Source organism: Lysobacter sp. Root690 (assembly GCF_001427785.1).
Classification (GTDB): Bacteria; Pseudomonadota; Gammaproteobacteria; order Xanthomonadales; family Xanthomonadaceae; genus Lysobacter.
The window spans coordinates 13,741-38,643 of record NZ_LMHM01000013.1; the positions used below are offsets into that span (position 1 = coordinate 13,741).

Sequence of the window (24,903 nt, forward strand, 5' to 3'; positions counted from 1 at the left end):
TCGGTGCGCCATGCGCACCGGCCGCTCTCTCGTTAAGAGAGGGCTCCAAGAGCTAAAGCCTCCCGCCGCCCCCCGGTGGAGGTCATTGGAGACACCGAAACATGACGGTTACCGCCAATCAGGTACTGCGCCCGCGTGGTCCGCAGATCGAACGCCTCACCGGCAATCGCGCGAAGGTCGTGATCGAGCCGCTGGAGCGCGGTTACGGCCACACGCTGGGCAACGCGCTGCGGCGCGTGCTGCTGTCGTCGATCCCGGGTTTCGCCATCACCGAGGTCGAAATCGATGGCGTGCTGCATGAATACACCACGGTCGAAGGTCTGGAAGAGGACGTGCTGGAGGTTCTGCTGAACCTCAAGGACGTCGCCATCCGCATGCACACCGGCGACGCGTCGACGCTGTCGCTGGCCAAGCAGGGTCCCGGCATCGTCACCGCCGGCGACATCAAGACCGACCACAACGTCGAAATCCTCAACACCGACCACGTGATCTGCCACCTGACCAAGGATACGGCGATCAACATGCGTCTGAAGATCGAACGCGGTTTCGGCTACCAGCCGGCGGCTTCGCGCCGTCGTCCGGACGAAGAAACCCGCGCGATCGGTCGTCTGATGCTGGACGCGAGCTTCTCGCCGGTTCGTCGCGTCGCCTACGCGGTGGAAGCCGCGCGCGTCGAGCAGCGCACCGACCTCGACAAGCTGGTGCTGGACATCGAAACCAACGGCACGATCGACGCCGAGGAAGCCGTGCGCACCGCCGCCGACATCCTCACCGATCAGCTGTCGGTGTTCGGCGACTTCACCCACCGCGACCGCGGTGCGGCGAAGCCGGCCACCAGCGGCATCGATCCGATCCTGCTGCGTCCGATCGACGATCTCGAGCTCACCGTGCGTTCGGCCAACTGCCTCAAGGCCGAGAGCATCTACTACGTCGGCGATCTGATCCAGAAGACCGAAGTCGAGCTGCTCAAGACCCCGAACCTCGGCAAGAAGTCGCTCACCGAGATCAAGGAAGTGCTGGCTCAGCGCGGCCTGTCGCTCGGCATGAAGCTGGAAAACTGGCCGCCCGCCGGCATCGCCTCGCACGGGATGATGGGGTGAGGCCCAGCCTAGCTCGCGCGGCACTGCCGCGCGGCTGGGCCGAACGCCCTGCGCCCTGCGCAGGGCCGGGAACGAAAAGAGTCCACGCCGAGGTTCCCCGAAGCGTGGGCTCTTGATCCATAAGCAACACCAAAATTCGTAACAAGCACCAAGCACCACCCCGTCGACGGACAAAAAAGCCCGCGACCCGCCGATCAAGGACCGATCGGTTCGGACCACCCGCAGTCCAATGCTCCAACGCCTGGATGGCGACAGCGAAGTCCAACCGTTTCACCATTCATCAGGAATCACAGTCATGCGCCATCAGAAATCCGGCCGTAAGTTCAGCCGCACCAGTGCTCACCGCGACGCCATGTTCACCAACATGGCCGCCTCGCTGATCAAGCACGGTCTCATCCGCACCACCCTGCCGAAGGCCAAGGAGCTGCGTCGCGTCGCCGAGCCGCTCATCACCCTGGCGAAGAAGGACGGCGTGGCCAATCGCCGCCTGGCGTTCTCGCGCCTGCGTGACAAGGAAGCCGTCGGCACCTTGTTCGTCGAACTCGGCCCGCGCTACGCGTCGCGTCCGGGCGGTTACCTGCGCATCCTCAAGTGCGGTTTCCGCGCTGGCGACAATGCGCCGATGGCCTACGTCGAGCTGGTCGATCGTCCGCAAGCCGCGGCCGAGTAATTCCGCCGCGCCGGGCGACCGGCGCAGCGTGGTTCCATCTGCAAGCCTCTACCGTCCATGGCCGTTCGCGGTCGTGGCGGCAGCCAGCAAAGCCCCGGCCTCGGCCGGGGTTTTTGCGTTCTGGCAACGGTTACTCGCGCAACGGTTGCGGTCGAAAGCGACGCGCCGTTGCAGGGTTCGGTCGTCCCATGCATCGGAGGGGTTTTCAGGGTCGTGAACGGGGCGGCAACTTTCGTCCCCGGGCGCAGTCGATGTTGCTGCGACGAAATGCCGCGTTGCGAAAATACATGCCGATTCGACATTGGCACGACCCGACCCAGACCCGTATGGTGTGAGCATGAACCCCCTCAAAGCCTCCTTCCGGATTCAATTTCTGCTTGGTTTTCTGGCCTGCGCGGGCCTGCTCGCGTATGCCTTCTACCTGCAGCTCTACGAGCACCTCGAGCCGTGCCCGCTGTGCATCTTCCAGCGCGTGGCGTTCGCCGCGCTCGGCCTGGTGTTTCTGCTCGGCGCGCTGCACGGCCCCAAGAAGCCCGGCGGGCGTCGCGGTTACGGCGTGCTGGCCCTGCTAGCCTCGCTGGGCGGTATCGCGGTCGCCGGCAATCACGTGCGCCTGCAGCACCTGCCGCCGGACCAGGTCCCGGCCTGCGGCCCGGGCCTGAACTACATGCTCGATGCGATGCCGATCACCGGCGTGATCAAGAAGGTCATGACGGGTTCGGGCGAATGCGCCAACGTGGACTGGACCTTCCTGGGCCTGTCCATGCCGGCCTGGAGCCTGGTCTGCTTCGTCGTGCTGGCGCTGTGGGCGGCCTATGCCGCGTTCCGCGGCCGTTGAACCAGATAAGCCTTCGCCGTTCCATCGCCGTCTCCATCCTCCCATCCATCCCAACCACCCACCACACACCGCGACACCAACTGGAATCAAGGAAATGAGCGCTTCCGATCGCAACAGCAACCTCCGTGCCGTCAACCTGCCCGCCGACTGGAGCCCGACCTCCTGGCGCGAGCGCACCGCACTGCAGTTGCCCAGCTATCCGGACGCGGCCGATCTTGAATCCGCGTTGCAGGAATTGCGTCAGCTGCCGCCGTTGGTGACCTCGTGGGAGATCCTCTCGCTCAAGCAGCAACTGGCCGAAGCGCAGGAAGGCAAGCGATTTTTGCTGCAAGGCGGCGACTGCGCCGAGAGCTTCGACCAGTGTTCGTCGGACGTCATCTCCAACCGTCTGAAGGTGTTGCTGCAGATGAGCCTGGTGCTGGTCCACGGCATGCGCAAGCCGGTGGTGCGGGTCGGGCGTTTCGCCGGCCAGTACGCCAAGCCGCGTTCGGCCGACAGCGAGACCATCGACGGCGTGACCCTGCCGAGCTACCGCGGCGACATGGTCAACGCGCCGGCCTTCAACGAGGCCGCGCGCCGGCCCGACCCGCGTCGCATGATCAAGGGCCATGCGCGTTCGGCGATGACGATGAACTTCGTGCGCGCGCTGATCGACGGCGGTTTCGCCGACCTGCACCATCCCGAGTACTGGAACCTGAGCTGGGTCGGCCATTCGCCGCTGGCCGACGAGTACCGGCGCATGGTCAACGCGATCGGCGACGCGGTGCGCTTCATGGAGACCTTGTCGGGTTCGGAGGTGCACAACCTCAACCGGGTCGATTTCTACACCTCGCACGAAGCGCTGCTGCTGCCGTACGAAGAGTCGATGACCCGGCAGGTGCCGCGTCACTGGGGCCACTTCAATCTCAGCACCCACTACCCGTGGATCGGCATGCGCACCGCCGCGGTCGATGGCGCCCATGCCGAGTACTTCCGCGGCATCCGCAACCCGATCGCGCTCAAGGTCGGTCCGTCGGTCACGCCCGATCAGCTGCTGCGCACGATCGACCTGCTCAATCCCGAGGACGAGCCGGGCCGGTTGACCTTCATCCATCGCATGGGCGCGACCGCGGTCGCCGAGAAGCTGCCGCCGCTGCTCGATGCGATGCGTCGCGACGGTCGTCGCGTGCTATGGGTGTGCGATCCGATGCACGGCAATACCGAGAGCACCAGCAACGGTTACAAGACCCGCCGCTTCCGCAACATCCGCGCCGAGATCGAGACCTCGTTCGAGCTGCATGCCGCGGCCGGCACGCGATTGGGCGGTGTGCATCTGGAGCTGACCGGCGAAGACGTGACCGAATGCCTGGGCGGCGCGCGTGAGTTGACCGAGAGCGATCTCGAGCGCGCTTACCGTTCCACGGTCGATCCGCGTTTGAACTACGAACAGGCGCTGGAGGTGGCGATGCTGATCGTGCGCAAGCAGGCGCAGATCGCGGCGCCGGCCTGAGGCGGGTTGTCGGTCATCGGTTCGCAAGGACCATGAGCGGCGAACGTAATCGGGCCTTGATGGCGGCGGGTGCGCTCAGCGCGCTCGCCGCCTTTTTGCATCTGGGCTGCATCGTGTTCGGCGCGCCGTGGTATCGCGCGCTGGGGGCCGGCGAATGGATGGCGCAGGCCTCGATCGCGGGTCACTGGTATCCGGTGGTCGCCACGCTGGTGATCGCCTCGGTGCTGATGGTCTGGTCGCTGTACGCGTTTTCCGCGGCGGGTGTGTTGCGGCGATTGCCATTGCTGCGCACGGTGCTGGGTCTGGTCACCGCGGTGTATCTGCTGCGCGGGGTGGCCGCGGTGCCGATGATGAGTGCGTTTCCGGGGCGCAGCGTGAGTTTCTGGCTGTGGAGTTCGGGGATTTGCCTTGGCATCGGCGTGGTTCATTTGATTGGCTTGCTGCAGGTGTGGAAGCGGCTTGGGCGGTCGGTGTAACGCGAGCTTGAATGCAGATAACAAAAACCCGCCGATGAGGCGGGTTTTTGGTTTTCGGGGTTTGGTGGCGGGACGTGTTTGCGTCGTTGCCGTGGTGTCGTGGTCGCGGCTTGCGCCGCTCCTACAGGGGGCTGATGCGCTAACGACGCGAGGCGAACTCAGGGACTCAGCGTCACCCGATACCCCGGCGGCGTGCGCGCCAGGGTCAGTTGTTCGAACGCATAGCCCAGCGACAGCAGTTGCGCGTCGCTCCAGCGCTTGCCCATGAACACCAGGCCGATCGGCAGGCCGGAGGCGTCGCCCATCGGCACGGTCAGGCTCGGGTAGCCGGCGACCGCGGCCGCGCCCCAGCTGGCGCCGCCGAACGGGTCGCCGTTGACCGGATCGACCATGAAGGCCGGCGTGGTGGCCGGCGCGATCAGCGCGTCGAGCTTATGCCGCTTGAGCGTCGCGTCGATGCCTTGCGGGCCGGCGAGCTGCCGCGCCTGCGCGGCGAACTTGCGGTAGGCCGGGTCCTTGAGGCTGCCCTTCTTGTTGGCCTGCTCGAACAGTTCCTGGCCGAAGTAAGGCTGCTCGCGCGCGGCGTGGGCCAGGTTGAACGCGATCAGTTCGCCGAGTGTTTTCACCGGCGCGCCGCTTTCGCGCAGATAGCGCTCCAGGCCGTCCTTGAATTCGTAACGCAGCACCTCGCCCTCGGCGCGGTCCCACTGGCCCGCGGTGGCGATCTTGACCTCGACGATGGTGGCGCCGGCGTCGCGCAAGGTCTTGATCGCGCGTTCGAGCGCGGCGTCGATCGCCGGCAACTGACCGACACCCGATTCGCGCAGCAGGCCCAGGCGTGCGCCGTGCAGCGCGTCGCCGTCCAGTCCGGCGACGTAATCGGCCAGACGCTTGTCGGCGCCGGCCAGCGCGGCGCTGTCGCCGCCGGCTTCGGCCGACGCGAGCACGCTGAGCAGTTGCGCGGCGTCGGCGACGCTGCGCGCCATCGGTCCGGCGGTGTCCTGGCTGTGCGAGATCGGAATGATGCCCTGGCGACTGACCAGCCCGACCGTGGGCTTGAACCCGACCAGGCCGTTCATCGCTGCCGGGCACAGGATGCTGCCGTCGGTTTCGGTGCCGACGCCGACCGCGGCCAGGCTGGCGGCGATCGCCGCGCCGGTGCCGCTGCTGGAGCCGCAGGCGGTGCGGTCGAGCACGTAGGGATTGCGGGTCAGGCCGCCGCGGCCGCTCCAGCCGGAGATCGAATGGGTCGAACGGAAATTCGCCCATTCGCTGAGGTTGGTCTTGCCCAGGATCACCGCGCCGGCGCGGCGCAGCGCGGCGACGATCGGCGCGTCGGTCTTGGGCCGGTGTTCGGCCAGGGCCAGCGAGCCGGCCGAATTGACCATCGGGGTGGCGTCGATGTTGTCCTTGATCAGCACCGGGATGCCGTGCAGCGGGCCGCGCAGCTGGCCGGCCTTGCGTTCTTCGTCGAGCTTGCGCGCTTCGGCGATCGCGTCGGGGTTGAGTTCGATCACCGCGTTGAGCTGCGGGCCGGCGTCGTCGAGCGCGGCGATGCGGTCGAGGTAGCCCTGGGTCAGGCGCACGCTGCTGAGCTCGCCGCCGGCCATGCGCGCGCTCAGCGCGGCGGTGTCGGCTTCGGCCAGGCGCAGCGGGTCGGTCGGCAGGAAGCCCTTGGCGGCTTCGTCGGAGGCCGCCACCGGCCGTGGCGCGCGCACGGCCTGGGTGCCGGTGCATGCGGCCAGCGCGAGCGTCAGCGCCGCGAGGCCGAGGCGGGCGGTGCAATGAAAGGCGGGCATGGCCGGTTCCTGATCGTGGCGCGCGAGGGATTCGCTCGAGTATGCCCGCAGTCGGCGACGCGGCAAGCCTGTTCGAACGGCCCAGGATCCCGGGCGGAACGATGGGGTGCCTGCGTGCTTGCGTCGCGCGGTGCGGATGGCACCGTTACGATGTCTCGTGGCCTCGTCGCGGCTTGAGGTGGGTGGTCGCGGCCGCGCGGGTTTTCTATTCGAAAGGACGCAGCGATGATTTCGACGGTTCCGACTCAAGCCGCGCCGCGCGATCCGCGGATCGATGCGGCCATCGCCCATCTGCTGAGCAATCGCGACGACGCGATCGAAGGCACGTTCTGCCATGGGCTGTTCGAGCTCGGCGTGTTCGACGCGGGCTTGTTCGAATCGCTCGTCGCCGACATGCAACTGGTATCGAGCGACGCAACCGCGCGCGCCGCGCATCGCGCGACCATCGTCTGGATTGCGTTGGGCGTGTGCCGTTGCGTGTTCTCCCACTTCGACGTCGACGACGGCTATCGGATCGTCAATCTCGACGATGCGCTGTATTCGACATGGAGCGGCGATTATTTCGAGCGGCTGCGCGAGCTGCTGGACTGACGGTTACCGACGCGAGTCGCCAACGCGGCGTCAGTCAGTCGCGGCCTTGGCGCCTGTCGTGCGCAGGCGGCGGTAGACGAACTCCGGCGCCGGCGCGGCCGACTCGGCTTCGGCCAAAGCGCGAACCCGTGCGTGATCGGGCGATTTCTCGCACACCGGATCGAGGGTGTCGGCGCGGCCGCTGAGCGCCAGCGCTTGGCAGCGGCAACCGCCCCAGTCGATTTCGCGGCGCTCGCAGCCGCGGCAGGGCTCGGGCATCCAGTCGGTGCCGCGGTAACGCACGAACGCGTCGGAGTCGCGCCAGATGTCGCCGAGGCTGCGTTCGCGCACCGAGTCGAAATGCAGCTCGGTCAGGGTCTCGGCGGCGTGGCAGGGCAGCACCTTGCCGTCCGGGGTGATGTTGACGAAGCGCTGCGCCCAGCCGCCCATGCAGGCCTTGGGCCGGCGCGCGTAATAGTCGGGAGTGACGTAGTCGATGGTCAGCCGGCCGCGCAGCCGCTGGCGCGCGTCCTCGACCACGGCGGTGACCGCATCGAGTTGCGCGCGCGTGGGCATCAGCGCGGCGCGATTGGTCAGGCCCCAGCCGTAGTACTGGGTGTGCGCGACTTCGAGCCGGCCGGCGCCCAGGTCGAGCGCGAGTTCGATCATCTGCGCGACGCGTTCGGCGTTGTGCCGATGCACGACGGCGTTGAGGGTCAGCGGCAGATCGAGTTCGCCGCACCAGCGCGCCAGCGCGAGCTTGCGTTCGTGGCTGCCGGCGTAACCGGCGATGCGGTCGGCGCCCGCGGCCTGGCTGTCCTGGATGCTCAGCTGCAGATGATCCAGGCCAGCTTGCTGCAACTCCTGCAGACGCTCGCGCGTCACGCCGACGCCGGAGGTGATCAGGTTGCAGTACAGGCCGAGCGCGCGCGCATGCCGCAGCAGCTCGGGCAGGTCCTTGCGCAAGGTCGGTTCGCCGCCAGAGTAATGCACCTGCAGCACGCCGAGCTCGGCGGCCTGATCGAGCACGCGCAGCCAGTCGGCGGTGGTCAGTTCTTCGCGCATGCCGACCAGTTGCAGCGGGTTGGAGCAGTACGGGCACGACAGCGGGCAGCGATGGGTCAGTTCCAGCAGCACCGCCAGCGGCGGCGCGGGCACGGCTGTCGGCGTCTTGCGTGGCGCAAGCTCCGGGGCGATGCCGACGACGCTGGCGGCCTCGGCGCTCATGGCATCGGCGCGCTCAGCGTGAGCATGCGCTTTTCCAGCAAGGTCGCGAACAGTTCGATCACGTCGCCGTGCACTTGCGAAGGCTCGGCGCCGTACTCGGCGGCCAGCGCCTGCACGATGGTGTCGACGTCGCTCGCGGCATCGACGCGGGCGAGCACGGCGTGAGCGATCTCGTCGAGTTCGACCACCCGTTCCGGCGCGAGCAGCACCCACTGATCGCGCGCGCGATCGTGCTGCAGGCGAACCCCGGCGGGGAAGCGCGGCACCGTGTTCGATTCGATCGTTGCGCTCATGCCGACACCTCATCCGGACGGAACGCACCCGGAGGAATCAAGCGCGGTTCTACATACGCCAGGTGCAGCGCATCGAGCATCGACCACAGCACCTCGCACTTGAACCGCAGCGCCGCGCACACCGCGTCCTGCTGCTCGCGGGTGAGGGCGTGGCGCTTGACGTAGTCGAGGGCGAAGTCGGCGTCCTGCGGCGCCTGGTGCAGGCGCGAATCGAAATAGGCCAGCGATTGCCGCGATACGAAATCGTAATTGGCCAACATGCCGCTGACCCGCTGGCCGATGATGGTCGGCGCGAACAGTTCGGTCAGCGAGGAGGCGATCGCTTCGAGCAGGCTGCGTTCGCGCACGAAGTGGATATAGGCCTGCACCGCGAAACGCGTCGCAGGCAGCAGGGCGCGGCCGGATTCGACCATCGCCCGGTCCAGGCCCAGCGCATCGGTCAGATGCAGCCAACGCGCGATGCCGCCGTCGCCGTCGCGCTCGCCGTCGTGATCGACGATGCGCTGGCGCCAGACCCGGCGCAGTTGCGGATCCTCGATGCGCGCGAGCAGGGCAGCATCCTTGAGCGGGATGCAACGCTGGTATTCGAAACGGTTGAGCGCCCAGGCCTGGACTTGGCCGCGGTTCAACTGGCCGCTGTGCAGCAGATGATGGAACGGATGTTTGTCGTGATAACGCTCGGCGCCGATCGCGCGCAGCCGCGCTTCCAGTTGCGCCGGGGTCAGCAACGCATCGTCGCCGATGAAATCGGTGTCGATCGCCTGGGTCGCGCTTGCGTTCACAGCTGCAGCTCCATGCCGTCCTCGGCGACTTCCCAGCCGTGCGCGCGCGCCTGCGCGCGTTCGGGCGAATGATCGTCGAGCAGCGGGTTGGTGGTGTTGAGATGGATGAACAATTTGCGCCGCACTTCAAGCGGAGCGAATGCGGCGAGCGTGCCGCCGTCCTCGCCGCCGTCGCCGGCGATGTTCATATGGCCCATGCGCGCGCCGGTCTTGCTGCCGACGCCGGCGCGGACCATTTCGTCGTCGCGCCACAAGGTACCGTCGAACAACACCAGCGAGGCGCCGTGCAAGCGCCGGCGCAGGTCGTCGGTCATCGCGGCGCAGCCGGGGATGTAGAGAAATCGTTCGCGGCCATCGCTGATTTCCAGGCCGACCGTTTCTTCGTCGCCGCCCTGCAGATTACCGTTCGCGCGCGACTCCATGAACAACGGCACCTTGCCGGGCACGCTGAACGCGTTGACCCACAAGCCCAACGGCGCGTCGTGGCCCGCGACCTCGATCGGCTTATCCAGGGTCAGCGTCTTGCGCGCGACGTAATCGGGATGCAGCGAGTCGAAGATCGGATTCTGGCTCAGCACGTCGTGTACGCGTGAGCTCGCCCACAGGTCGAAGCGCTGGCGTTCGCGCATCGACAGCAGTCCCGCGATGTGATCGATCTCGCCGCTGGTCAGCAGCACAGCTTCGATCGGCGAGTGGCGCAGATCACGTTTCGGCCACAGCGCGGGCTGGGCGAGGATCTGCTGGCGGAAGTCGGGCGAGGCGTTGATCAGCAGCCAGCGCTGGTCGTCGGCGCTGACCGCGATGCTGGCCTGGGTGCGGCGCTGGTGGCCGGGTTCCTGGCGCCAGGCGCGCTGGCTGCCGGGGGTGTTGCAGTTCCACTGCGGGTAGCCGCCTCCGGCCGCCGCACCGAGTACGAGGATGCGCATCACCGATGATCCATCGAATGGCTGCGCGGCCCCGGGCGCGTTGCGACGGCAGAGGCGGGCATGCTCAGAACAGGTCGCCGGAGGAGTACGAATTGATTTCGCAGCCGACCGAGATTTCGCGGATCTGAGGCTTGGACCAAGTCTTCATGAGCGTTCCTCGTGGTGGGGAGTGAGCCGTGCCAGCATCGACAGCGCGCGCAGCGGCATGCGCGCGCCCGCATCGGATGGTTCGGACGCGCAGGCCGCGCGATGCGGCGCGCGGCGTGCATCGCGGCCGATCGCCGCGACCTGGAAACCATACACCGGCGCGGCGCGCGATGCCTGTGACTGCAGCCCGATCGGGGTGGAACCCAGGCACGGTGCGGTTTAATCAGTCGCTAACAATTCGGGTTCATCGGGAACGGGTTCGAGGATTTTGGGGCGTGGCTGCAGGCGCGGCGCGTTTCGATCGGATCGATTCGACGGTTCGGCCGATCCGATCGGCGCCGGCGCAGTCCACGCGTGTCGATGGACTGGGCCCGGAGCGTGCCGACCGTTGCCGTGAGCTGAGCGAAAAGCGTCGCTGCCGACGCGCGTCTTACAAACGACTTCGCGATGCGCGACGTGCGATCACTGCCGACGCTTGAGGATGTCGCGCGCCAGCACCCACACCACGATCAGGTTGATGATCAGCACCGCCGTGGCCAGCCAGCCGGGATGGCGGAACATCGCGTAAATGTCGAACGGCAGGTACAACGCGGCGCCGAGACAGCCCAGCCACGAGGCCCAGGCCTTCGCCTTCCACAGGCCCCAGGCTTCGATCAGGTGCAGCAATCCGTAGGCGAGCACGACGGCCGCGGCGAGATGCACCGAATGCGGGCTGATGGTGTGGGCGAGCCACGCCAGCGAGCCGTGCTCGGGGTCCAGGTGGAAACGCTTGATCAGTTCGCCGATCCAGCGCTGCAGTGGCGCCGGCCCGAGCAATTCCAGTCCGCTCGCCGCGCTGAGCGCGAGCGCGCCCTTGACCGCTTCGACCGCGGCGATCACATGCAGGCCCGGGTGGGCCTTGGGGTTGGCGTCGTAGTGCGTTTCGGGTTGGGTCATCGGGTTGGATGGGCGACGTAGTGCTCAACCAGTCGTTGAGCCAGCGGCATGTCCATATGAGTCTGATCGCACAGCAGGCGGATCGCTTCGAGTTTCTTGTTCGCGTCGGCGAGCTTGCGGATGTCGGAGGGTAGGCGGAACTCGCCTTCGCTCAGGTGTTCGCGCGCGACCTTGCGGGCGACCGGGCCGCCGAGGGTGGCGCGGATTTTCTTGATCGCTTCGATCGTCTCGCCCTTGTCGAACAGCGCCTGCACCTCCGGCGACCATACAGGAGCGGCGGGGGCGGGCGGTTCGGGTGCGGGCGGCGCGACGGTTTGCTGTGCCGGTGCGGCGGGCGCGGCGAGTACGGGCGCGTTTTGCGCGACCGCAGGCGCAGGCTGCGGCTCAGGCGGCAGTTGCGGTTGCGGCGGGGACGGCGTGGCCGTCGCCTCGGCCTGGGTCGTGGCCGGGCGCTTGCGCGCGCCCAGCCACCAGCCCAGCAGCAGTCCGGGCGCGAGGCCCGCGAACCACCAGATCAGATCGTGTAAGTCCATTTCACTTCGATCCTTGCAACGCGCGCTGGTTCCCCAAACGCGCGGCTCTACTGCAATTACTGCTTACCGGTCAGGCGATCAGGCCGCGCGCGAGGCGCGCTTGCGATCGCTTTCGGTGAGGAACTTCTTGCGCAGACGGATTTCCTTCGGCGTGACTTCGACCAGCTCGTCGTCTTCGATGAAGTCCAGCGCCTGTTCCAGCGTGTACTTGATCGCCGGGCTCAGCTGGATCGCATCGTCCTTGCCCGAGGCGCGCATGTTGGTCAGCGGCTTGGTCTTGATCGCGTTGACGGTGAGGTCGTTGTCCTTCGAGTGGATGCCGATCAGCTGGCCCTCATACACGTTGTCGCCTTCGGCAGCGAACAGCTTGCCGCGTTCCTGCAGCGGTCCCAACGAGTAAGCCGGGGTGGTGCCCGGCGCATTGGCGATCATCACGCCGTTGATGCGCTTGGCGATCGCGCCCTGTTCCTTCGGACCGTAGTGGTCGAACACATGGAACAGCAGGCCCGAACCCTGGGTCAGCGTGCGGAATTCGTTCTGGAAGCCGATCAGACCGCGAGCGGGGATCATGTAGTCCAGACGCACGCGACCCTTGCCGTCGGACACCATGTCCTTGAGCTGAGCCTTGCGGGTGCCGAGCTTCTCCATGACGCCGCCCTGGTGCTGCTCTTCGATGTCGACCACCAACTGTTCGACCGGCTCCATCAGCTTGCCGTCGATTTCCTTGATGATGACTTCCGGACGCGACACCGCCAGCTCGAAGCCTTCGCGGCGCATGTTTTCGATCAGCACCGACAGGTGCAGTTCGCCGCGGCCCGAGACCAGGAACTTGTCCGGATCGGAGCCTTCTTCGACCTTCAGCGCCACGTTGTGCAGGGTTTCGCGCTGCAGACGCTCGCGCAGCTGGCGGCTGGTGAGGAACTTGCCGCCACTGTGTTCCTTCTGGCCGGCGAACGGCGAATTGTTGACCTGGAAGGTCATGCTGATGGTCGGCTCGTCGACGGTCAGCGCGGGCAGGGCTTCGGGGGTATCCAGCGCGCACACGGTGTCGGAGATCGACAGGTCGGCGACGCCGGAGATGGCGACGATGTCGCCGGCCTCGGCTTCCTCGGTCTCCAGGCGCTCAAGGCCCATGAAGCCGAGCACCTGCAGGACCTTGCCCTGGCGCTTCTTGCCTTCGCGGTCGACCACGCTGACCGGCATGTTGCGGCGGACCTTGCCGCGCTGGATGCGGCCGATGCCGATCAGGCCGACGAAGTTGCTGTAGTCCAGCTGGCTGATGCGCATCTGGAACGGGCCGTCGAGATCGACTTCCGGCGGCGGGACGTGCTTCATGATCGCTTCGTACAGCGGGGTCATGTCGCCCGAGCGCGCGGCGTCGTCCAGGCTGGCGTAGCCGTGCAGCGCCGAGGCGTAGACGATCGGGAAGTCGAGCTGCTCGTTGGTGGCGCCGAGCTTGTCGAACAGGTCGAACACCTGGTCGATGACCCAGTCCGGACGGGCGCCCGGGCGGTCGATCTTGTTGACCACCACGATCGGCTTGAAGCCCATCGCGAAGGCCTTCTGGGTGACGAAGCGGGTCTGCGGCATCGGGCCGTCCATCGCGTCGACCAGGATCAGCACCGAGTCGACCATCGACAGCACGCGCTCGACCTCACCGCCGAAGTCGGCGTGGCCTGGGGTGTCGACGATGTTGATGCGGTTGCCCTGCCAGGTGATGGCGGTGTTCTTGGCCAGGATCGTGATGCCACGTTCCTTTTCCTGGTCGTTGCTGTCCATCGCGCGCTCGGCGAGCACCGTGCGTTCGGACAGGGTGCCGGACTGCTTCAACAGGCAGTCGACGAGGGTGGTCTTGCCGTGGTCGACGTGGGCGACGATGGCGATATTGCGCAGGCGTTCGATGGACATGCGATTGGACGCCGGAAGGCGCTATAGCTGAGGAAGATAGCCGGCCATTATACCGGTCAAAGGTGGCAAGTGCCTGCCGTGGCGGGGCCTATTCATATTTGGATGGCGTTATGCGACGGCAATGCCTGTGAAAACGGTTTCTTGTGTTAGTTCGGCGCAGGTCAGTGGCCCCGAGGCCCGACCGATCCAGCCGCCCGGCCGTTTCGGGGGACCCTGCCGTTTCCGGCCGGGCGCCGCAGAACGGCCCGGCACGGGACCGTCCCGGGGCACTGCGCGGGGTCGGCTTTGGACGGCGGCGTTCAGCCAGCCCTGGGCGGCCGCGACCCGCGCCGGCTGCGCGGCTTCGGTTGGGCGGCTGCTTTTTCGCTTCGGTACCATTGTGGATTGCCTCGACAGTCGCCATGTCGGCGAGCGAGCCACATTTCCCCATCCCCATCGCTACACCTGGAGTGCGTTGCATGAGCCTGATCGCCACCTTCGACACCTCGCGCGGCCCGATCCGCGTCGAACTCGCCGCCGACAAGGCGCCGCTGACCGTCGCCAACTTCGTCAACCTGGCCCAGCGCGGCTTCTACGACGGCCTGGCCTTCCATCGCGTGATCCCGAACTTCATGGTTCAGGGCGGCTGCCCGCAGGGCACCGGCACCGGCGGCCCGGGCTACCGGTTCGAGGACGAGACCCGCAACGGCCTGAGCCACCAGCGCGGCGTGCTGTCGATGGCCAATGCCGGCCCGGGCACCAACGGCAGCCAGTTCTTCATCACCCACGTCGTGTGCGACTGGCTGGACGGCAAGCACACCGTGTTCGGCAAGGTGCTCGAGGGCCAGGAGATCGTCGACACGATCAAGCAGGGCGATGCGATCAACTCGATCAAGATCGAGGGCGACACCGCCGCGGTGCTGGCCGCCAAGGCCGATCGCGTGGCCGACTGGAACAAGATTCTCGACGAAAACAAGCGCCCGTAAGGGTTGCCGTCCGCGGCGCGCCGACCGGAGGCCGCGGACGAACGAAAAAGACGGCCTCGCGGCCGTCTTTTTTTTATTTCGTTTTCGGGCGCTGCCCGCGCGAGCCGCGATCGCCGGTTTCGGCGCGACGATGCGAGCGCCAAAGACCCGCACGCCGCCCCCCGTTCACCGCGCAAGCGTCGGACGGATTGTCCGCCCGCGCGCATCGCACTCACTGCGCGAACTGCATCCCGTCGAGCATGCGATTGACCGCGACCACGTCGCGGTCGTGGTAATGCTCGCCCGGCGCCAGCCACACCAGCGCGGTCAGCTTGCCGTCGCGTTCGACCGCAGCTGCCGTGCCCTTGTAGTTCAAGCCGCCGGCATCGGTCATGGCGAAGTCGAAACGCACCCCGTCGACGTTGCTGAAACGCTGCGGACGCAGTTGGCTGCCGCTGACGTTGACCGCGCCTTCCTCGCGCAGGCCGTCCAGGATCAGGTCGCGCAACTCGTCGGCGCGCATGCCGCCGCGGAACCAGGGGCCGTCGGGCTTGGAGGCTTTTTCCTTGCGCGCCATGAATACGTGCTCATTCGGCTTCACGCCCGAATAGATCCGCAGTTGATTGAGCTTGCTGCCATCGATCGTCCACAGCTCCTGGCGCGCGCCCTTGATGCGCGCCCAGTCCAATTCGCTGTCCAGACGCAGATCGAACACCGTCGCCGCGCCCTTGCGCTGCAGGGTATTGGTGGCGCAGCCGGTCAGCGCGAGCATCGCCAGCGCGGCGGCCAGCAACATCAGGCGCGCGGCGCGGACGTTGCGAATGGGTAGGTTCACGACACGGGCATTCACTGCGCACTCTCCAGATCGGCGATGGTTTTTTCGATGAAACTGCGTTCGTCCGCGCTCGGCGCGGCGGCGAGATAACGCCGGAACGCGTCGGCGGCCGGCTTGGGTTCCTTGCGATCGCGCAGCACGTAGCCGTACTCGCGCCATGCCGCCGGCGGCGCGTCGTCATGGGTCACCGCTTCGGCGACGAGTCTGGCGGCTTGCTCGCGATCGTCGTTCTTGCCGCGCCGGCGATAGGCCTCGGCCAGATAGAACGCGTACAGGCCCTGGCTGCCCAGGTCGGCGGCGGTCTGCGCTTCCTGCTTGAGATCGCCGATCACCTGGATCGAGGTGTCGTAGGTGCGGCGCGACAGCTCCGCCGCCAGCCAGCGGTCCAGGAACGGCCGCATCGCCGCCTGATAAGCCTCGCGGCCGATCTGGTGCGGCGTCTGCGCGTGGGTCTTGGCCGCGGCGGCGGTGTCTTCCAGCCGCTCGGCGGTGTTCGGATGGCTGGCGAACACCGGCCAGGGCTTGCGCGCCTTGCTGGATTTTTCCTCGCGCAGCATCCGTCCCCACACTTCGGCGCCGGCCTTGGGGTCGTAGCCCTGGCCCAGGGCATGGCCGTAGCCGATGCGGTCGGCCTCGCGTTCCATGTCGCGGGAGAACTTGCTGACGTTGGCCAGGCCGCCGATCGAAGCGGCCAGCGCGACCAGGTTCAAACCCGGAATCGCGCCGAAGCTGGCCATGAACGCGGTCGTGCCCTTGGCCTTGGTCCAGTAACGCAGGCTGTGGCGCTGTTGGTAGTGGGCGAACTCGTGGCCCAGGACCAGCGCCAGCTCGGATTCGTCCTGCATGCGCAGCAGCGCGCCGGTGAACACCAGCATCGCGCCGTTGGGCGCCATCGAGGCGTTGAACACCGGCACGTCGACGATATAGACGCGCAGGTCCTGGCAATGCGGCCCGGCGACCCGGCAGGCGACGCCGTGGACGTAGGCGTTCAGGGCCGGGTCGCGGACCAGGATCGGCGCGGTCTTGAGGTCGCGCTCGGCCTGGTCCATGCCGTACCACAGCTCGGCCTCGGTGCTGTTGACGGCCGGCCGCTCGCCCGGTTGCAGCGGCATCGGCGCGGTTTCGGCCGCGGCCGACGGCGCGGGCAGCGCCGCCAGCGTTGTCGCCAGCGCGACGGCCGCGGCGATCGGGAATCGGATCCGGCCGCGGGCCGCGGTCGCGCGCGCCGGGGAAACCGGCGCGGCGCTCACAGCGGAATGTCCTTCAACATGCTCGCGACCGTGCCCTTGGCGCCTTTCTCGTCGCGCAGGTCGCCGCTTTGCTTGGCCATCAAGTTGAACCACACCACCTGGCCGGTGCGCAGGTCGACCAGGGTGGCCACGCCGATCTGGCTGCCGCCGCCGACGTCGACGTACGCGCCCAGGGCCGCGCCGGTGATCATCGCCAGCATCCGCACGGCCTTGCGGCCGCCGCTGGCGTACGAATCGCGGACGTAGGTGAACAGGCCGTAATCGGCGCCGGTCGCCTCGCGCAGTTCGGTCACGCCCGGGCCGAGGGTCCAGTCCAGACGCGGCTTGTTGGTCTTCGGGTCTTTCTTGGTCGCCAGGGCGTTGTTACCGGCCTGCGAGTACTGGGCGATGCTCAGCGCGACCGCCTGATTCAGGCGCATGACCTGGCCCAGGCGCGAGTTCGGATCGAGGTCGTCGGGAACGTCGTAATCGTCCTTGCGCTGGGTCTTGGCGCCGCCGAGCAGGTCGTGCACGGCCCGCGGGTACAGCTTGCGCGCGTTGTCGGACCATTCCTTGCGCGGCTCGTTGAGGCCGCCGGCGGTGATCAGGCTCAGTTCGATGTCCGGCTCGATCAGCACCACGGTGCCGTCGACCTTGAGCTGATGACCGCTGGTGTCGGTCGCGGTGCGGGTCTGCGCATGGGCCGCCGGCAGCGGCAGGCCGCTCAGGCACAGCACTACGACCGCGCCCGTCAGCGCTTGCTTGATTCGATTCATGACCGGCCCCCTGGTGCCGATGGTCCCGCGTTGGTGTTGCCGTTCGCGCGGCCGAGCCGGCGCGAATCCCCGCGATACTAAAACGCAAACCCGTACACGTTTTCAAGTGACAGGATATGCAAGGCGCGGTGGCGGATCGGGCACGGCGAACGCCCGGGTCCGGGCAGGTGGCGGCGGCTCGGCGGCGCGCGGCGAAACCGGTCCGACGCCGTCGCTGTGCTACCATTTTGCGGCTCGAACCCGTGGTTCCGGCGGTAGTTTTCGGCCATTCCCGCGCCGTCGGGGATGCGATTCCGGCAGCGATCGCCGCGGCGTCACGGCCGTTCGGCCCACGCATCTGTCCCGCACACGCTCCGTCGTACATCACCCCACGAGCCATCCCCACGAGGTTCTCACGATGCCCCAGCTCGCCCGGCGCATCGGTCGCGCCAAGCCCAGCGCGATCATGCAGGTTGCCGAAAAGGCCAAGCGGCTCAAGGCCGAAGGTCGCGACATCATCAGCTTCTCGATCGGCGTTCCCAACTTCCTGCCCGGCGATCACGTCTACGCCGCCGTGCGCGAAGCCCTGGCCAAGGACAGCGGCCAGTACGGCAGCAACCGCGGCGCCGATGCGCTGCTGGACGCGTTCATCGAGCACATGAGCAAGATCGGCCTGAGCGGTTACGGCCGGGTCAACTGCGCCACCGGCATCGGCGCCAAACACGTGATCTACAACATCGCCGAGGCGCTGTTGGACGAAGGCGACACCATCGTCTTCCCGACCCCGTACTGGACCAGCTATCTCGACATCGCCGAGATCGTCAACGCCAAGATCGACCTGCTGCCGTGCCCGGCCTCGCAGGACTACAAGCTCACGCCCGAACAGCTCGACGCCGCGCTGGCGAAGAAGCCGCGCGTGTTCCTGTTCAACAATCCCTCCAACCCGACCGGCATGGTGTACGGGAAGGAAGAGATCGATGCGCTGGCCGACGTCGTCGCCAAGTACCCGGACACCTGGGTCATCACCGACGACATCTACAACCGCATGGTGTTCGACGGCCTGGGCTATCACAACTTCGTGCATGCGCGGCCCGAGTTGCGCGACCGGGTGATCTTCATCGACTCGCTGTCCAAGACCTACGGCATGCCGGGTTGGCGGGTGGGCTTCATGGCCGGTCCGGAAGTGGTGGCGCAGGCCGTGACCACGATGAACTCCAACCACATCACCAACATCCCGGAAATCGTCACCGCCGCCGCCGTGGCCGCGCTGTCGGGTCCGCAGGACGTGCCGACCGCGCGCTGCGCCGAGTTCCAGGCCAAGCGCGATCAGGTCATGGACGTGATGAACGCGATTCCGGGCGTGATCTGCCCGCGTCCGCAGGGCGCGTTCTACGTGTTCCCGGACATCAGCGTCGCGTTCGGCAAGACCCATGCGCCGAGCGGACTGAAGATCGAAAACGACATGGACTTCTGCAACGCGCTGCTGGAAACCAAGGGCGTGGCCTGCGTGCCGGGCTCGGCGTTCGGCGAGCCGCGCGCGCTGCGTATCAGCTACACCTGTCCGACGCCGCAGCTGGCGCCGGGTCTGCAGCGGTTCCAGGAATTCTTCGCCGAGCTCGCCTGAGCCCGGCGCGGAATCATGGCAACCGGTCCGTCACGGCGATCGTAGAGACAAGGAATTCGACATGCGTGTTACCACCGTGCTCTGGATCGCCCTGGCCGCCGCCGTCGGCATCGGCGGAGTCAAGCTGATCAAGGCGAACGGCTTCGATCTGTTCGCCTCGCGTCCGGCCGAACTCAAGCCCGACGATCCGCGCCATACCACCGGCGACAAGCGCATCGTGATGTTGGCCGCGGACTGGTGCGGCTACTGCGAAAAACTGCGCAAGGATTTCGAATTGGCGAACGTGCGCTACAGCCTGATCGACATCGACACCGAAGCCGGCCAGCGCGCGATGGAGGCCGTCGGCGCGCGCGGCGTGCCGGTCACCATCATCGGTCAGGACATCGTCTACGGTTACAACATGGACGAGATCAAGGACCGGATGGAGCCGCTCGGCTACCGCCTGTAAGCGAACTCCCCGGCGCGCGGCGCAGGCCGCGCGCGGTTTCCAATCAACCCTGCGGGCCGCGTGCCCGCCATACCGTTCACTCGTGAAGGAAAGACCCCGATGAAGACCCCCGTCCGCGTTGCCGTCACCGGTGCTGCCGGCCAGATCGGCTACTCGCTGCTGTTCCGCATCGCTTCCGGCGAAATGCTCGGCAAGGATCAGCCCGTCATCCTGCAGTTGCTGGAACTGCCGCTGGAGAAGGCCCAGGCCGCGCTCAAGGGCGTGATCATGGAGCTGGAAGACTGCGCGTTCCCGCTGCTGGCCGGCGTGGTCGGCACCGACGACGCCGAAGTCGCGTTCAAGGACGCCGACGTGGCCCTGCTGGTCGGCGCGCGTCCGCGCGGCCCGGGCATGGAGCGCAAGGACCTGCTGCTGGAAAACGCCAAGATCTTCACCGCGCAGGGCGCGGCGTTGAACAAGGTCGCTTCGCGCAACGTCAAGGTGCTGGTGGTCGGCAACCCGGCCAACACCAACGCCTACATCGCGATGAAGTCGGCGCCGGACCTGCCGGCCAAGAACTTCACCGCGATGCTGCGCCTGGACCACAACCGCGCGCTGAGCCAGCTCGCCGCGAAGGCCGGCGTGGCCGTGGGCGACATCGAAAGCCTGGTGGTGTGGGGCAACCACAGCCCGACCATGTACCCGGACTACCGCTTCGCCACGGTCAACGGCCAGTCGCTGAAGGACAAGATCAACGACGCCGACTGGAACGCGAACACCTTCATCCCGCAGGTCGGCAAGCGCGGCGCGGCGATCATCGAAGCACGCGGCCTGTCCTCGGCGGCGTCGGCGGCCAATGCCGCCATCGACCACGTGCGCGACTGGGTGCTCGGCAGCAACGGCAAGTGGGTGACCATGGGCGTGCCGTCCGACGGCAGCTACGGCATCCCGGAGACGGTGATGTACGGCGTGCCGGTGATCACCGAGAACGGCGAGTACAAGCGCGTGGAAGGTCTGGAAGTGGACGCGTTCAGCCGCGCCGCGATGGACAAGACCCTGGCCGAGCTCGAGGAAGAGCGCGCCGGCGTGGCGCATCTGCTGGGCTGATCGATCGCGCGATGTGATGGATGAACGGGGCGGCTTCGGCCGCCCCGTTTTTTTGTGGGCGAGTCCTTCTCCCGTTTACGGGAGAAGGTGGCCCGCAGGGCCGGATGAGGGCTCGCGAATCTTGGCTGCGACGCGAGCTCCTTGTCCTCGANCCGCGGGCGGGAGAGGGAGCAGTAGCAAGAGCAGGAACTGTCGGCGCGATGGCATAAGCGATGGGCGCCTACCGGGATCAACCCCGGCGCCCCATCCCCGCGACCGTGTAGCATCGACCCCGCTGTGAATCCGAGCGGACCTATCCGATGAGCGACACCCTGCGCATCCTGATCGCCGACGACCACCCGATGTTCCGGGCGGCGTTGCGCTTCGCGCTGGGCGAGATCGCGCCCGGCGCGGCGATGGTCGAGGTGTCCAGCCAGAGCGCGCTGGAGGCGGCGATCGCCAGCGGCGAGGAATTCGACCTGGCCATGCTCGACCTGATGATGCCCGGTGCGATGGGTTTCTCCTCGCTGGTGTACGCGCGCGGCGAACGTCCCGAGCTGCCGGTAGTGATCATTTCCTCGAACGAACACCCGCGCACGATCCGCCGTGCGCAGCAGTTCGGCGCCTCGGGCTTCGTGCCCAAGTCGGCGCCGTCGACGGTGCTGGCCGAAGCGGTCGAGGCGGTGCTCGCAGGCAACATCTGGTTTCCGCCGCAGCAGGTCGAGCGCGACGAAGGCGACGCGCAACTCGCCGATCGCCTGGCCCAGCTCACTCCGCAGCAGATGCGGGTGCTGTTGCGGCTGGCCGACGGCCTGCTCAACAAGCAGATCGCCTACGAACTGTCGCTGGCCGAGAACACGGTCAAGATCCACGTCACCGCGATCCTGCGCAAACTCGGTTGCCATTCGCGCACGCAGGCGGCGGTGTTGGTGAAGGGGTTGTCGCTGGAAGACGATGCGGCTGGGTTGCACGGCTAAGGGGTTGCCGCGCGGCGGTCGAGGTCGATGTATCGCTGTTGGCAAGCTCTCTCAATCGTCGCTCTCAATGAAGACGGCCCGGAGTGCGACTTTTGCATCGTCTGATGCGAACAGCGAATCCCCCGCGCACCGATAGCCACCCAGGATCGAACCACGCCGGGCGCTCGCCCCCTTTTCCAAAGTGGACACCGATTTCAGCCGCGACTTCAAAGGTGGGCTCCGTTTTCAGCTGCGACTTCGAAAGTGGGCGCCGATTTCAGCCGCAGCTTCGAAAGTGAGCGCCGACTTCAGCGATGACTTCGAAAGTCGACGCTGTTTTTAACTGCCAACTCGAAAGTAAGCGCCGATTTCAGCAACTGCTTCTCGCCAATGTAGTTCCTTCGCTGTCGCCGTTGCTGTTCCCCCCTTTGTAAAAGGGGGGTAGGGGGATTCGCTTTTGCTTTACCAGCCACGACGCGGAAAACGCCCGGTGCCAGCAGATCGCCCATCGACATCGCATCCGCGCGCTACACAACCACGACGCGAAGAACACAAATTCGCGCCGTATCGGCCTGAGCCTCAACCCCCGCGCATCACCATCCGCGTAACCAACGCCCGCAACGCCGCCGGCTTCAGCGGCTTCGGCAGAAAACTCCACCCACGCTCGCTAGCGCGCGTACGCAGCCCGGGATCGGCATCGGCCGACATCAACACCACCGGCGGCATGCGTTTCCATTTGGCTTCCAACTGCGTGCCCAATTCGAAGCCGGTGCTCTCGCCCAATCGGTAATCGAGCAACAACAGCTCCGGCATCGGCAAGTGATCAGCGTGGGTCAGCGCGCAGGCCGCGGTCGCGGCGGTCTCGATCCGGCAACCCCAATCTTCGAGCAGGCGCTGCGCGGCCTGACGCGAATGCGGGTCGTCGTCGACCACCCACACCTGACGCCCGTAAAGCGGCGAGTCTTGATCGCGATCGATACTGACCAGGGAGGCGTCCTGCGTCGCCGCCAGCGGGCTCGCTGCGGCATCGTCGACCGCCACGCTTGTATACGGCACCTCGACCGAAAACACGCTGCCGCGTCCTGGCCACGAACGCAGGCCGATGCGATGGTCGAGCAACAGCGCGACTCGCCGCACGATCGCCAATCCCAGGCCGGCGCCGCGCTGCGGCGCTTCCACGCCGGTGTCCAGGCGCTGGAATTCCTCGAAGATCAGTTCGCGCTTGTTCGGCGCGATGCCCGGCCCGGTGTCCCACACCTCGATGCGCACGCCATCGTGCAAGCGTCGCGCGCCGAGCACGATGCGGCCGTCGCGCGGGGTGAACTGCATCGCGTTGGAAAGAAAGTTCTGCACGATCCGGCGCAGCAACACTTCATCGCTGTCGACGATCGCGCTGCAGGGCAGGCAATGCAGATGCAGGCCGCGCGATTCGGCCAGGATGCGGAACTGGCTTTCGATCGCGCTCAGCACGCGCGCCAGCGGCAGCGCGCCGCGTTTGACTTCCAGCGCGCCCGACTCGAGCCGAGAAATATCCAGCAGGCTCGACAGAATGTCGTCCTGCGCGGCCAGCGCGGCCTCGATGTGGTCGGTCAGCTCGCGGCCTTCGGCATCGACGCGCCGGCGCAGCGACGACAGGTACATGCGCGCCGCATTCAACGGCTGCAGCAGGTCGTGGACTGCGGCGGCGACGAAGCGGGTCTTGGAGCGGTTGGCGCGCTCGGCTTCGCCCTTCGCGCTTTGCAGGTCGCTGGTGCGTTGCTCGATCCCGCGCTCCAGGCTGTCGGCGAGCGTGCGCAGATCGCGCGCGGCCTGCTTGTACGCGGTGATGTCGGCGTAACTGGTGACGAAGCCGCCATCGGGCATGGGATTGCCGCGGATCTCGATCACCGTGCCATCGGGCCGCTCGCGTTCGTGCAGATACGGCTGGCCGCGCTGCAGATGATCCAGGCGGCGACGGATCGCGTCTTCGGGATCGCTGCCGAGCAGGCCGCGGCGCGCGTTGTAGCGGATCAGGTCTTCGATCGGGCGGCCGACCTGCAGCAAGTCGGGCGGATAACGGAACAGTTCGGCATAGCGCTGATTCCACGCGACCAGGCGCAACTCAGCATCGACCACGCTGACGCCCTGCGGCAGATGCTCCAGGCTGTGGCCTTCGCCCAGGCTCGCCTGCCGCGCCGCCTGGACCACGCCATCCTGCGCGTTGCGCAAGGCTTCGGCGTGATGCTCGACCATCTTCTCCAGTTCCTGCCGGCTGCGCAGCCGCAGCGCGGCGATGCGGTTGCGTTGCATCAGCAGCAGCACGACCGAGACCAGCAGCAGCCACGCACCGGCAGCGACCGCGCGGGCGATCCAAGCGGTACGGATGCTCGGCGTGGTATCGCGCAGCAGATGCAAGGTCCAGTCTTCGCGCGGCAGATGCAGCGATTGCCACAGCATCGGTTCGCGCATCAGCGGATCGCGCAGGCGCACCACGCGCGCGCCGTCGCCGACTTCGCGTTCGACCCGGACCGTGGCCGGTCGCAGGGTTTGTCCCTGGTATTGCCGGGTGCTTTGCAGTTGCAGGTTCTGCGCCGGCGTCGGCGTGCGCAGCAGGCGATAGCGCCACTGCGGCTGCGCGGTCAGGAACACCACGCCGCTGGCGTCGCTGAGCAGGACCAGATCGCCCCGACCGCTCCAGTCCGAGCGGATGTCTTCGAGTTCGACCTTGACCGCGACCGCGCCGACCGCGCCGCCGCGTTCGTCGTGGATCGCGCGGGCGATGAAGTGGCCCGGCACATGCGTGGTAACGCCGATCGCGTAGAACTCGCCGGCACCATCGCTCATCGCCTTCTGGAAATACGGGCGGAACGCATACGACTGACCGACGTTGCTGTTGGGCAGGTCCCAGTTGCTCGCGGCGATGCCGATGCCCTTGCTGTCGATCAGGGTCAGGGTGCTGGTGCGGTTGGCGAAATTGAGCTGGACCAGGCGCTCGTTGGCGCGCTGGCGCTGAGTGCGGTCGTCGGGATAGGCGAGCGTCGCGCGCAGTTGCGGATCCAGCGACAACACCGCCGGCATGATCCGATACCGGTCGATGTGCTGCTCGATCACCTGCGCGCGCTGGGCCAGCAACGCGCGCGCTTCGCCGGCCTGGCGTTGCAGCGCCTGCGAATACGCGATGCGTCCGGCGATCAGCATCGACAGCGCCACGCCGATCGCGATCAGGGCGATCCACAGGGCGGTTTGCAGCTGGCGGCGGTGGGGGATCAATGGGCGGCGGGAATCGGGAATGGGGAATCGGGAATTGGAAAAGCGCGAGCGACGCGATCGGTCAGGTGCGTTGGGATGGCAGGCGACGATTACCCCGGAATACC

The 24,903-nt window shown here is 67.0% G+C and carries 24 protein-coding genes; 11 read left to right on the plus strand and 13 right to left on the minus strand.

The window, feature by feature from the left end; all coding sequences use genetic code 11:
• Positions 1-101 precede the first annotated feature (101 nt).
• From rpoA to ASD86_RS12130, 5 genes are all read left to right on the plus strand, one after another.
• Complete coding sequence (gene rpoA, locus ASD86_RS12110) at positions 102-1,100, plus strand: DNA-directed RNA polymerase subunit alpha (protein WP_036111743.1); 999 nt, start codon at positions 102-104, stop codon at positions 1,098-1,100.
• 295 nt (positions 1,101-1,395) lie between these two features.
• Positions 1,396-1,770, plus strand: coding sequence for a 50S ribosomal protein L17 (gene rplQ / locus ASD86_RS12115; RefSeq protein WP_031373811.1), 375 nt, complete (start codon positions 1,396-1,398; stop codon positions 1,768-1,770).
• A 337-nt stretch (positions 1,771-2,107) separates the two neighbouring features.
• On the plus strand, positions 2,108-2,608 hold the full coding sequence (locus tag ASD86_RS12120) for a disulfide bond formation protein B (RefSeq protein WP_056110767.1): 501 nt from the start codon (positions 2,108-2,110) through the stop codon (positions 2,606-2,608).
• Positions 2,609-2,702: 94 nt separating this feature from the next.
• Complete coding sequence (locus ASD86_RS12125) at positions 2,703-4,097, plus strand: 3-deoxy-7-phosphoheptulonate synthase class II (RefSeq protein ID WP_056110770.1); 1,395 nt, start codon at positions 2,703-2,705, stop codon at positions 4,095-4,097.
• Positions 4,098-4,129: 32 nt separating this feature from the next.
• Entirely contained in the window at positions 4,130-4,573 is a 444-nt protein-coding gene (locus tag ASD86_RS12130; RefSeq protein WP_056110771.1) for a hypothetical protein, read from the plus strand.
• Positions 4,574-4,731: 158 nt separating this feature from the next.
• On the opposite strand, the gene ASD86_RS12135 is transcribed toward ASD86_RS12130, so the two are convergent.
• Entirely contained in the window at positions 4,732-6,372 is a 1,641-nt protein-coding gene (locus tag ASD86_RS12135) for an amidase (protein ID WP_082578301.1), read from the minus strand.
• A gap of 225 nt (positions 6,373-6,597) precedes the next feature.
• Between ASD86_RS12135 and ASD86_RS12140 the strand changes: the two genes are divergently transcribed.
• Entirely contained in the window at positions 6,598-6,963 is a 366-nt protein-coding gene (locus ASD86_RS12140; RefSeq protein WP_056110773.1) for a hypothetical protein, read from the plus strand.
• A 30-nt stretch (positions 6,964-6,993) separates the two neighbouring features.
• Here ASD86_RS12140 and pqqE read toward each other — a convergent pair whose 3' ends face one another.
• The 7 genes from pqqE to typA all read right to left on the minus strand — a co-directional run bounded on the left by pqqE (position 6,994) and on the right by typA (position 13,694).
• Positions 6,994-8,169, minus strand: coding sequence for a pyrroloquinoline quinone biosynthesis protein PqqE (gene pqqE / locus ASD86_RS12145; protein WP_235567744.1), 1,176 nt, complete (start codon positions 8,167-8,169; stop codon positions 6,994-6,996).
• Positions 8,166-8,462 (minus strand): pyrroloquinoline quinone biosynthesis peptide chaperone PqqD, encoded by a 297-nt coding sequence (gene pqqD, locus ASD86_RS27810; protein WP_056110775.1) that lies wholly within the window; start codon positions 8,460-8,462, stop codon positions 8,166-8,168. Before pqqD ends, pqqE begins: the two co-directional genes overlap by 4 nt.
• Positions 8,459-9,205: a pyrroloquinoline-quinone synthase PqqC gene (pqqC, locus tag ASD86_RS12155; protein WP_235567775.1), complete on the minus strand. Its 747-nt coding sequence runs from the start codon at positions 9,203-9,205 to the stop codon at positions 8,459-8,461. Before pqqC ends, pqqD begins: the two co-directional genes overlap by 4 nt.
• A gap of 35 nt (positions 9,206-9,240) precedes the next feature.
• On the minus strand, positions 9,241-10,170 hold the full coding sequence (gene pqqB / locus ASD86_RS12160; protein ID WP_056110777.1) for a pyrroloquinoline quinone biosynthesis protein PqqB: 930 nt from the start codon (positions 10,168-10,170) through the stop codon (positions 9,241-9,243).
• A gap of 609 nt (positions 10,171-10,779) precedes the next feature.
• The gene (locus ASD86_RS12170) at positions 10,780-11,253 is read right to left on the minus strand and encodes a DUF2127 domain-containing protein (RefSeq protein ID WP_056110780.1); all 474 of its coding nucleotides are present in this window, start codon (positions 11,251-11,253) and stop codon (positions 10,780-10,782) included.
• Complete coding sequence (locus ASD86_RS12175; protein WP_056110782.1) at positions 11,250-11,786, minus strand: hypothetical protein; 537 nt, start codon at positions 11,784-11,786, stop codon at positions 11,250-11,252. Before ASD86_RS12175 ends, ASD86_RS12170 begins: the two co-directional genes overlap by 4 nt.
• A 78-nt stretch (positions 11,787-11,864) precedes the next feature.
• Positions 11,865-13,694 (minus strand): translational GTPase TypA, encoded by a 1,830-nt coding sequence (typA, locus tag ASD86_RS12180; RefSeq protein WP_056110783.1) that lies wholly within the window; start codon positions 13,692-13,694, stop codon positions 11,865-11,867.
• A 458-nt stretch (positions 13,695-14,152) separates the two neighbouring features.
• Here typA and ASD86_RS12185 point away from each other — a divergent pair, with 458 nt between their 5' ends.
• Positions 14,153-14,659: a peptidylprolyl isomerase gene (locus tag ASD86_RS12185; RefSeq protein ID WP_056110785.1), complete on the plus strand. Its 507-nt coding sequence runs from the start codon at positions 14,153-14,155 to the stop codon at positions 14,657-14,659.
• 211 nt (positions 14,660-14,870) lie between these two features.
• Here the strand turns inward: ASD86_RS12185 and ASD86_RS12190 are convergent, their stop codons facing one another.
• Genes ASD86_RS12190 through ASD86_RS12200 form a run of 3 tightly spaced genes read right to left on the minus strand, consistent with a single transcriptional unit; the run spans position 14,871 to position 17,478 of the window.
• Positions 14,871-15,473 (minus strand): hypothetical protein, encoded by a 603-nt coding sequence (locus ASD86_RS12190; protein WP_056110788.1) that lies wholly within the window; start codon positions 15,471-15,473, stop codon positions 14,871-14,873.
• Between the two features lie 11 nt (positions 15,474-15,484).
• Entirely contained in the window at positions 15,485-16,723 is a 1,239-nt protein-coding gene (locus ASD86_RS12195; RefSeq protein ID WP_056110790.1) for a M48 family metallopeptidase, read from the minus strand.
• Positions 16,720-17,478 carry a hypothetical protein gene (locus ASD86_RS12200; protein ID WP_056110791.1) on the minus strand — a complete coding sequence of 253 codons (759 nt, stop codon included), beginning with the start codon at positions 17,476-17,478 and terminating at the stop codon, positions 16,720-16,722. The genes ASD86_RS12195 and ASD86_RS12200 overlap by 4 nt, the downstream gene beginning before the upstream one ends.
• A gap of 397 nt (positions 17,479-17,875) precedes the next feature.
• Here ASD86_RS12200 and ASD86_RS12205 point away from each other — a divergent pair, with 397 nt between their 5' ends.
• From ASD86_RS12205 to ASD86_RS12220, 4 genes are all read left to right on the plus strand, one after another.
• Positions 17,876-19,081, plus strand: a complete 1,206-nt coding sequence (locus tag ASD86_RS12205) for a pyridoxal phosphate-dependent aminotransferase (protein WP_056110793.1) — start codon at positions 17,876-17,878, stop codon at positions 19,079-19,081.
• Positions 19,082-19,142: 61 nt separating this feature from the next.
• A complete protein-coding gene (locus ASD86_RS12210) occupies positions 19,143-19,529 on the plus strand; it encodes a glutaredoxin domain-containing protein (RefSeq protein ID WP_056110795.1) in 387 nt (128 codons plus the stop codon).
• A 99-nt stretch (positions 19,530-19,628) separates the two neighbouring features.
• Entirely contained in the window at positions 19,629-20,615 is a 987-nt protein-coding gene (locus tag ASD86_RS12215; protein WP_056110797.1) for a malate dehydrogenase, read from the plus strand.
• 299 nt (positions 20,616-20,914) lie between these two features.
• Positions 20,915-21,571: a response regulator transcription factor gene (locus ASD86_RS12220; RefSeq protein WP_056110799.1), complete on the plus strand. Its 657-nt coding sequence runs from the start codon at positions 20,915-20,917 to the stop codon at positions 21,569-21,571.
• Positions 21,572-21,858: 287 nt separating this feature from the next.
• On the opposite strand, the gene ASD86_RS26725 is transcribed toward ASD86_RS12220, so the two are convergent.
• On the minus strand, positions 21,859-22,059 hold the full coding sequence (locus ASD86_RS26725; protein ID WP_157476560.1) for a hypothetical protein: 201 nt from the start codon (positions 22,057-22,059) through the stop codon (positions 21,859-21,861).
• A 70-nt stretch (positions 22,060-22,129) separates the two neighbouring features.
• On the minus strand, positions 22,130-24,799 hold the full coding sequence (locus ASD86_RS12225; protein WP_056110801.1) for a PAS-domain containing protein: 2,670 nt from the start codon (positions 24,797-24,799) through the stop codon (positions 22,130-22,132).
• Positions 24,800-24,903: the final 104 nt, after the last annotated feature.

Coding starts and splice junctions, on each gene's coding strand:
- rpoA (WP_036111743.1), top strand. CDS start 102: ATGACGGTTACCGCCAATCAGGTACTGCGCCCGCGTGGTCCGCAGATC.
- rplQ (WP_031373811.1), top strand. CDS start 1,396: ATGCGCCATCAGAAATCCGGCCGTAAGTTCAGCCGCACCAGTGCTCAC.
- ASD86_RS12120 (WP_056110767.1), top strand. CDS start 2,108: ATGAACCCCCTCAAAGCCTCCTTCCGGATTCAATTTCTGCTTGGTTTT.
- ASD86_RS12125 (WP_056110770.1), top strand. CDS start 2,703: ATGAGCGCTTCCGATCGCAACAGCAACCTCCGTGCCGTCAACCTGCCC.
- ASD86_RS12130 (WP_056110771.1), top strand. CDS start 4,130: ATGAGCGGCGAACGTAATCGGGCCTTGATGGCGGCGGGTGCGCTCAGC.
- ASD86_RS12135 (WP_082578301.1), bottom strand. CDS start 6,372: ATGCCCGCCTTTCATTGCACCGCCCGCCTCGGCCTCGCGGCGCTGACG.
- ASD86_RS12140 (WP_056110773.1), top strand. CDS start 6,598: ATGATTTCGACGGTTCCGACTCAAGCCGCGCCGCGCGATCCGCGGATC.
- pqqE (WP_235567744.1), bottom strand. CDS start 8,169: ATGAGCGCCGAGGCCGCCAGCGTCGTCGGCATCGCCCCGGAGCTTGCG.
- pqqD (WP_056110775.1), bottom strand. CDS start 8,462: ATGAGCGCAACGATCGAATCGAACACGGTGCCGCGCTTCCCCGCCGGG.
- pqqB (WP_056110777.1), bottom strand. CDS start 10,170: ATGCGCATCCTCGTACTCGGTGCGGCGGCCGGAGGCGGCTACCCGCAG.
- ASD86_RS12170 (WP_056110780.1), bottom strand. CDS start 11,253: ATGACCCAACCCGAAACGCACTACGACGCCAACCCCAAGGCCCACCCG.
- ASD86_RS12175 (WP_056110782.1), bottom strand. CDS start 11,786: ATGGACTTACACGATCTGATCTGGTGGTTCGCGGGCCTCGCGCCCGGA.
- typA (WP_056110783.1), bottom strand. CDS start 13,694: ATGTCCATCGAACGCCTGCGCAATATCGCCATCGTCGCCCACGTCGAC.
- ASD86_RS12185 (WP_056110785.1), top strand. CDS start 14,153: ATGAGCCTGATCGCCACCTTCGACACCTCGCGCGGCCCGATCCGCGTC.
- ASD86_RS12200 (WP_056110791.1), bottom strand. CDS start 17,478: ATGAATCGAATCAAGCAAGCGCTGACGGGCGCGGTCGTAGTGCTGTGC.
- ASD86_RS12205 (WP_056110793.1), top strand. CDS start 17,876: ATGCCCCAGCTCGCCCGGCGCATCGGTCGCGCCAAGCCCAGCGCGATC.
- ASD86_RS12210 (WP_056110795.1), top strand. CDS start 19,143: ATGCGTGTTACCACCGTGCTCTGGATCGCCCTGGCCGCCGCCGTCGGC.
- ASD86_RS12215 (WP_056110797.1), top strand. CDS start 19,629: ATGAAGACCCCCGTCCGCGTTGCCGTCACCGGTGCTGCCGGCCAGATC.
- ASD86_RS12220 (WP_056110799.1), top strand. CDS start 20,915: ATGAGCGACACCCTGCGCATCCTGATCGCCGACGACCACCCGATGTTC.
- ASD86_RS26725 (WP_157476560.1), bottom strand. CDS start 22,059: ATGGGCGATCTGCTGGCACCGGGCGTTTTCCGCGTCGTGGCTGGTAAA.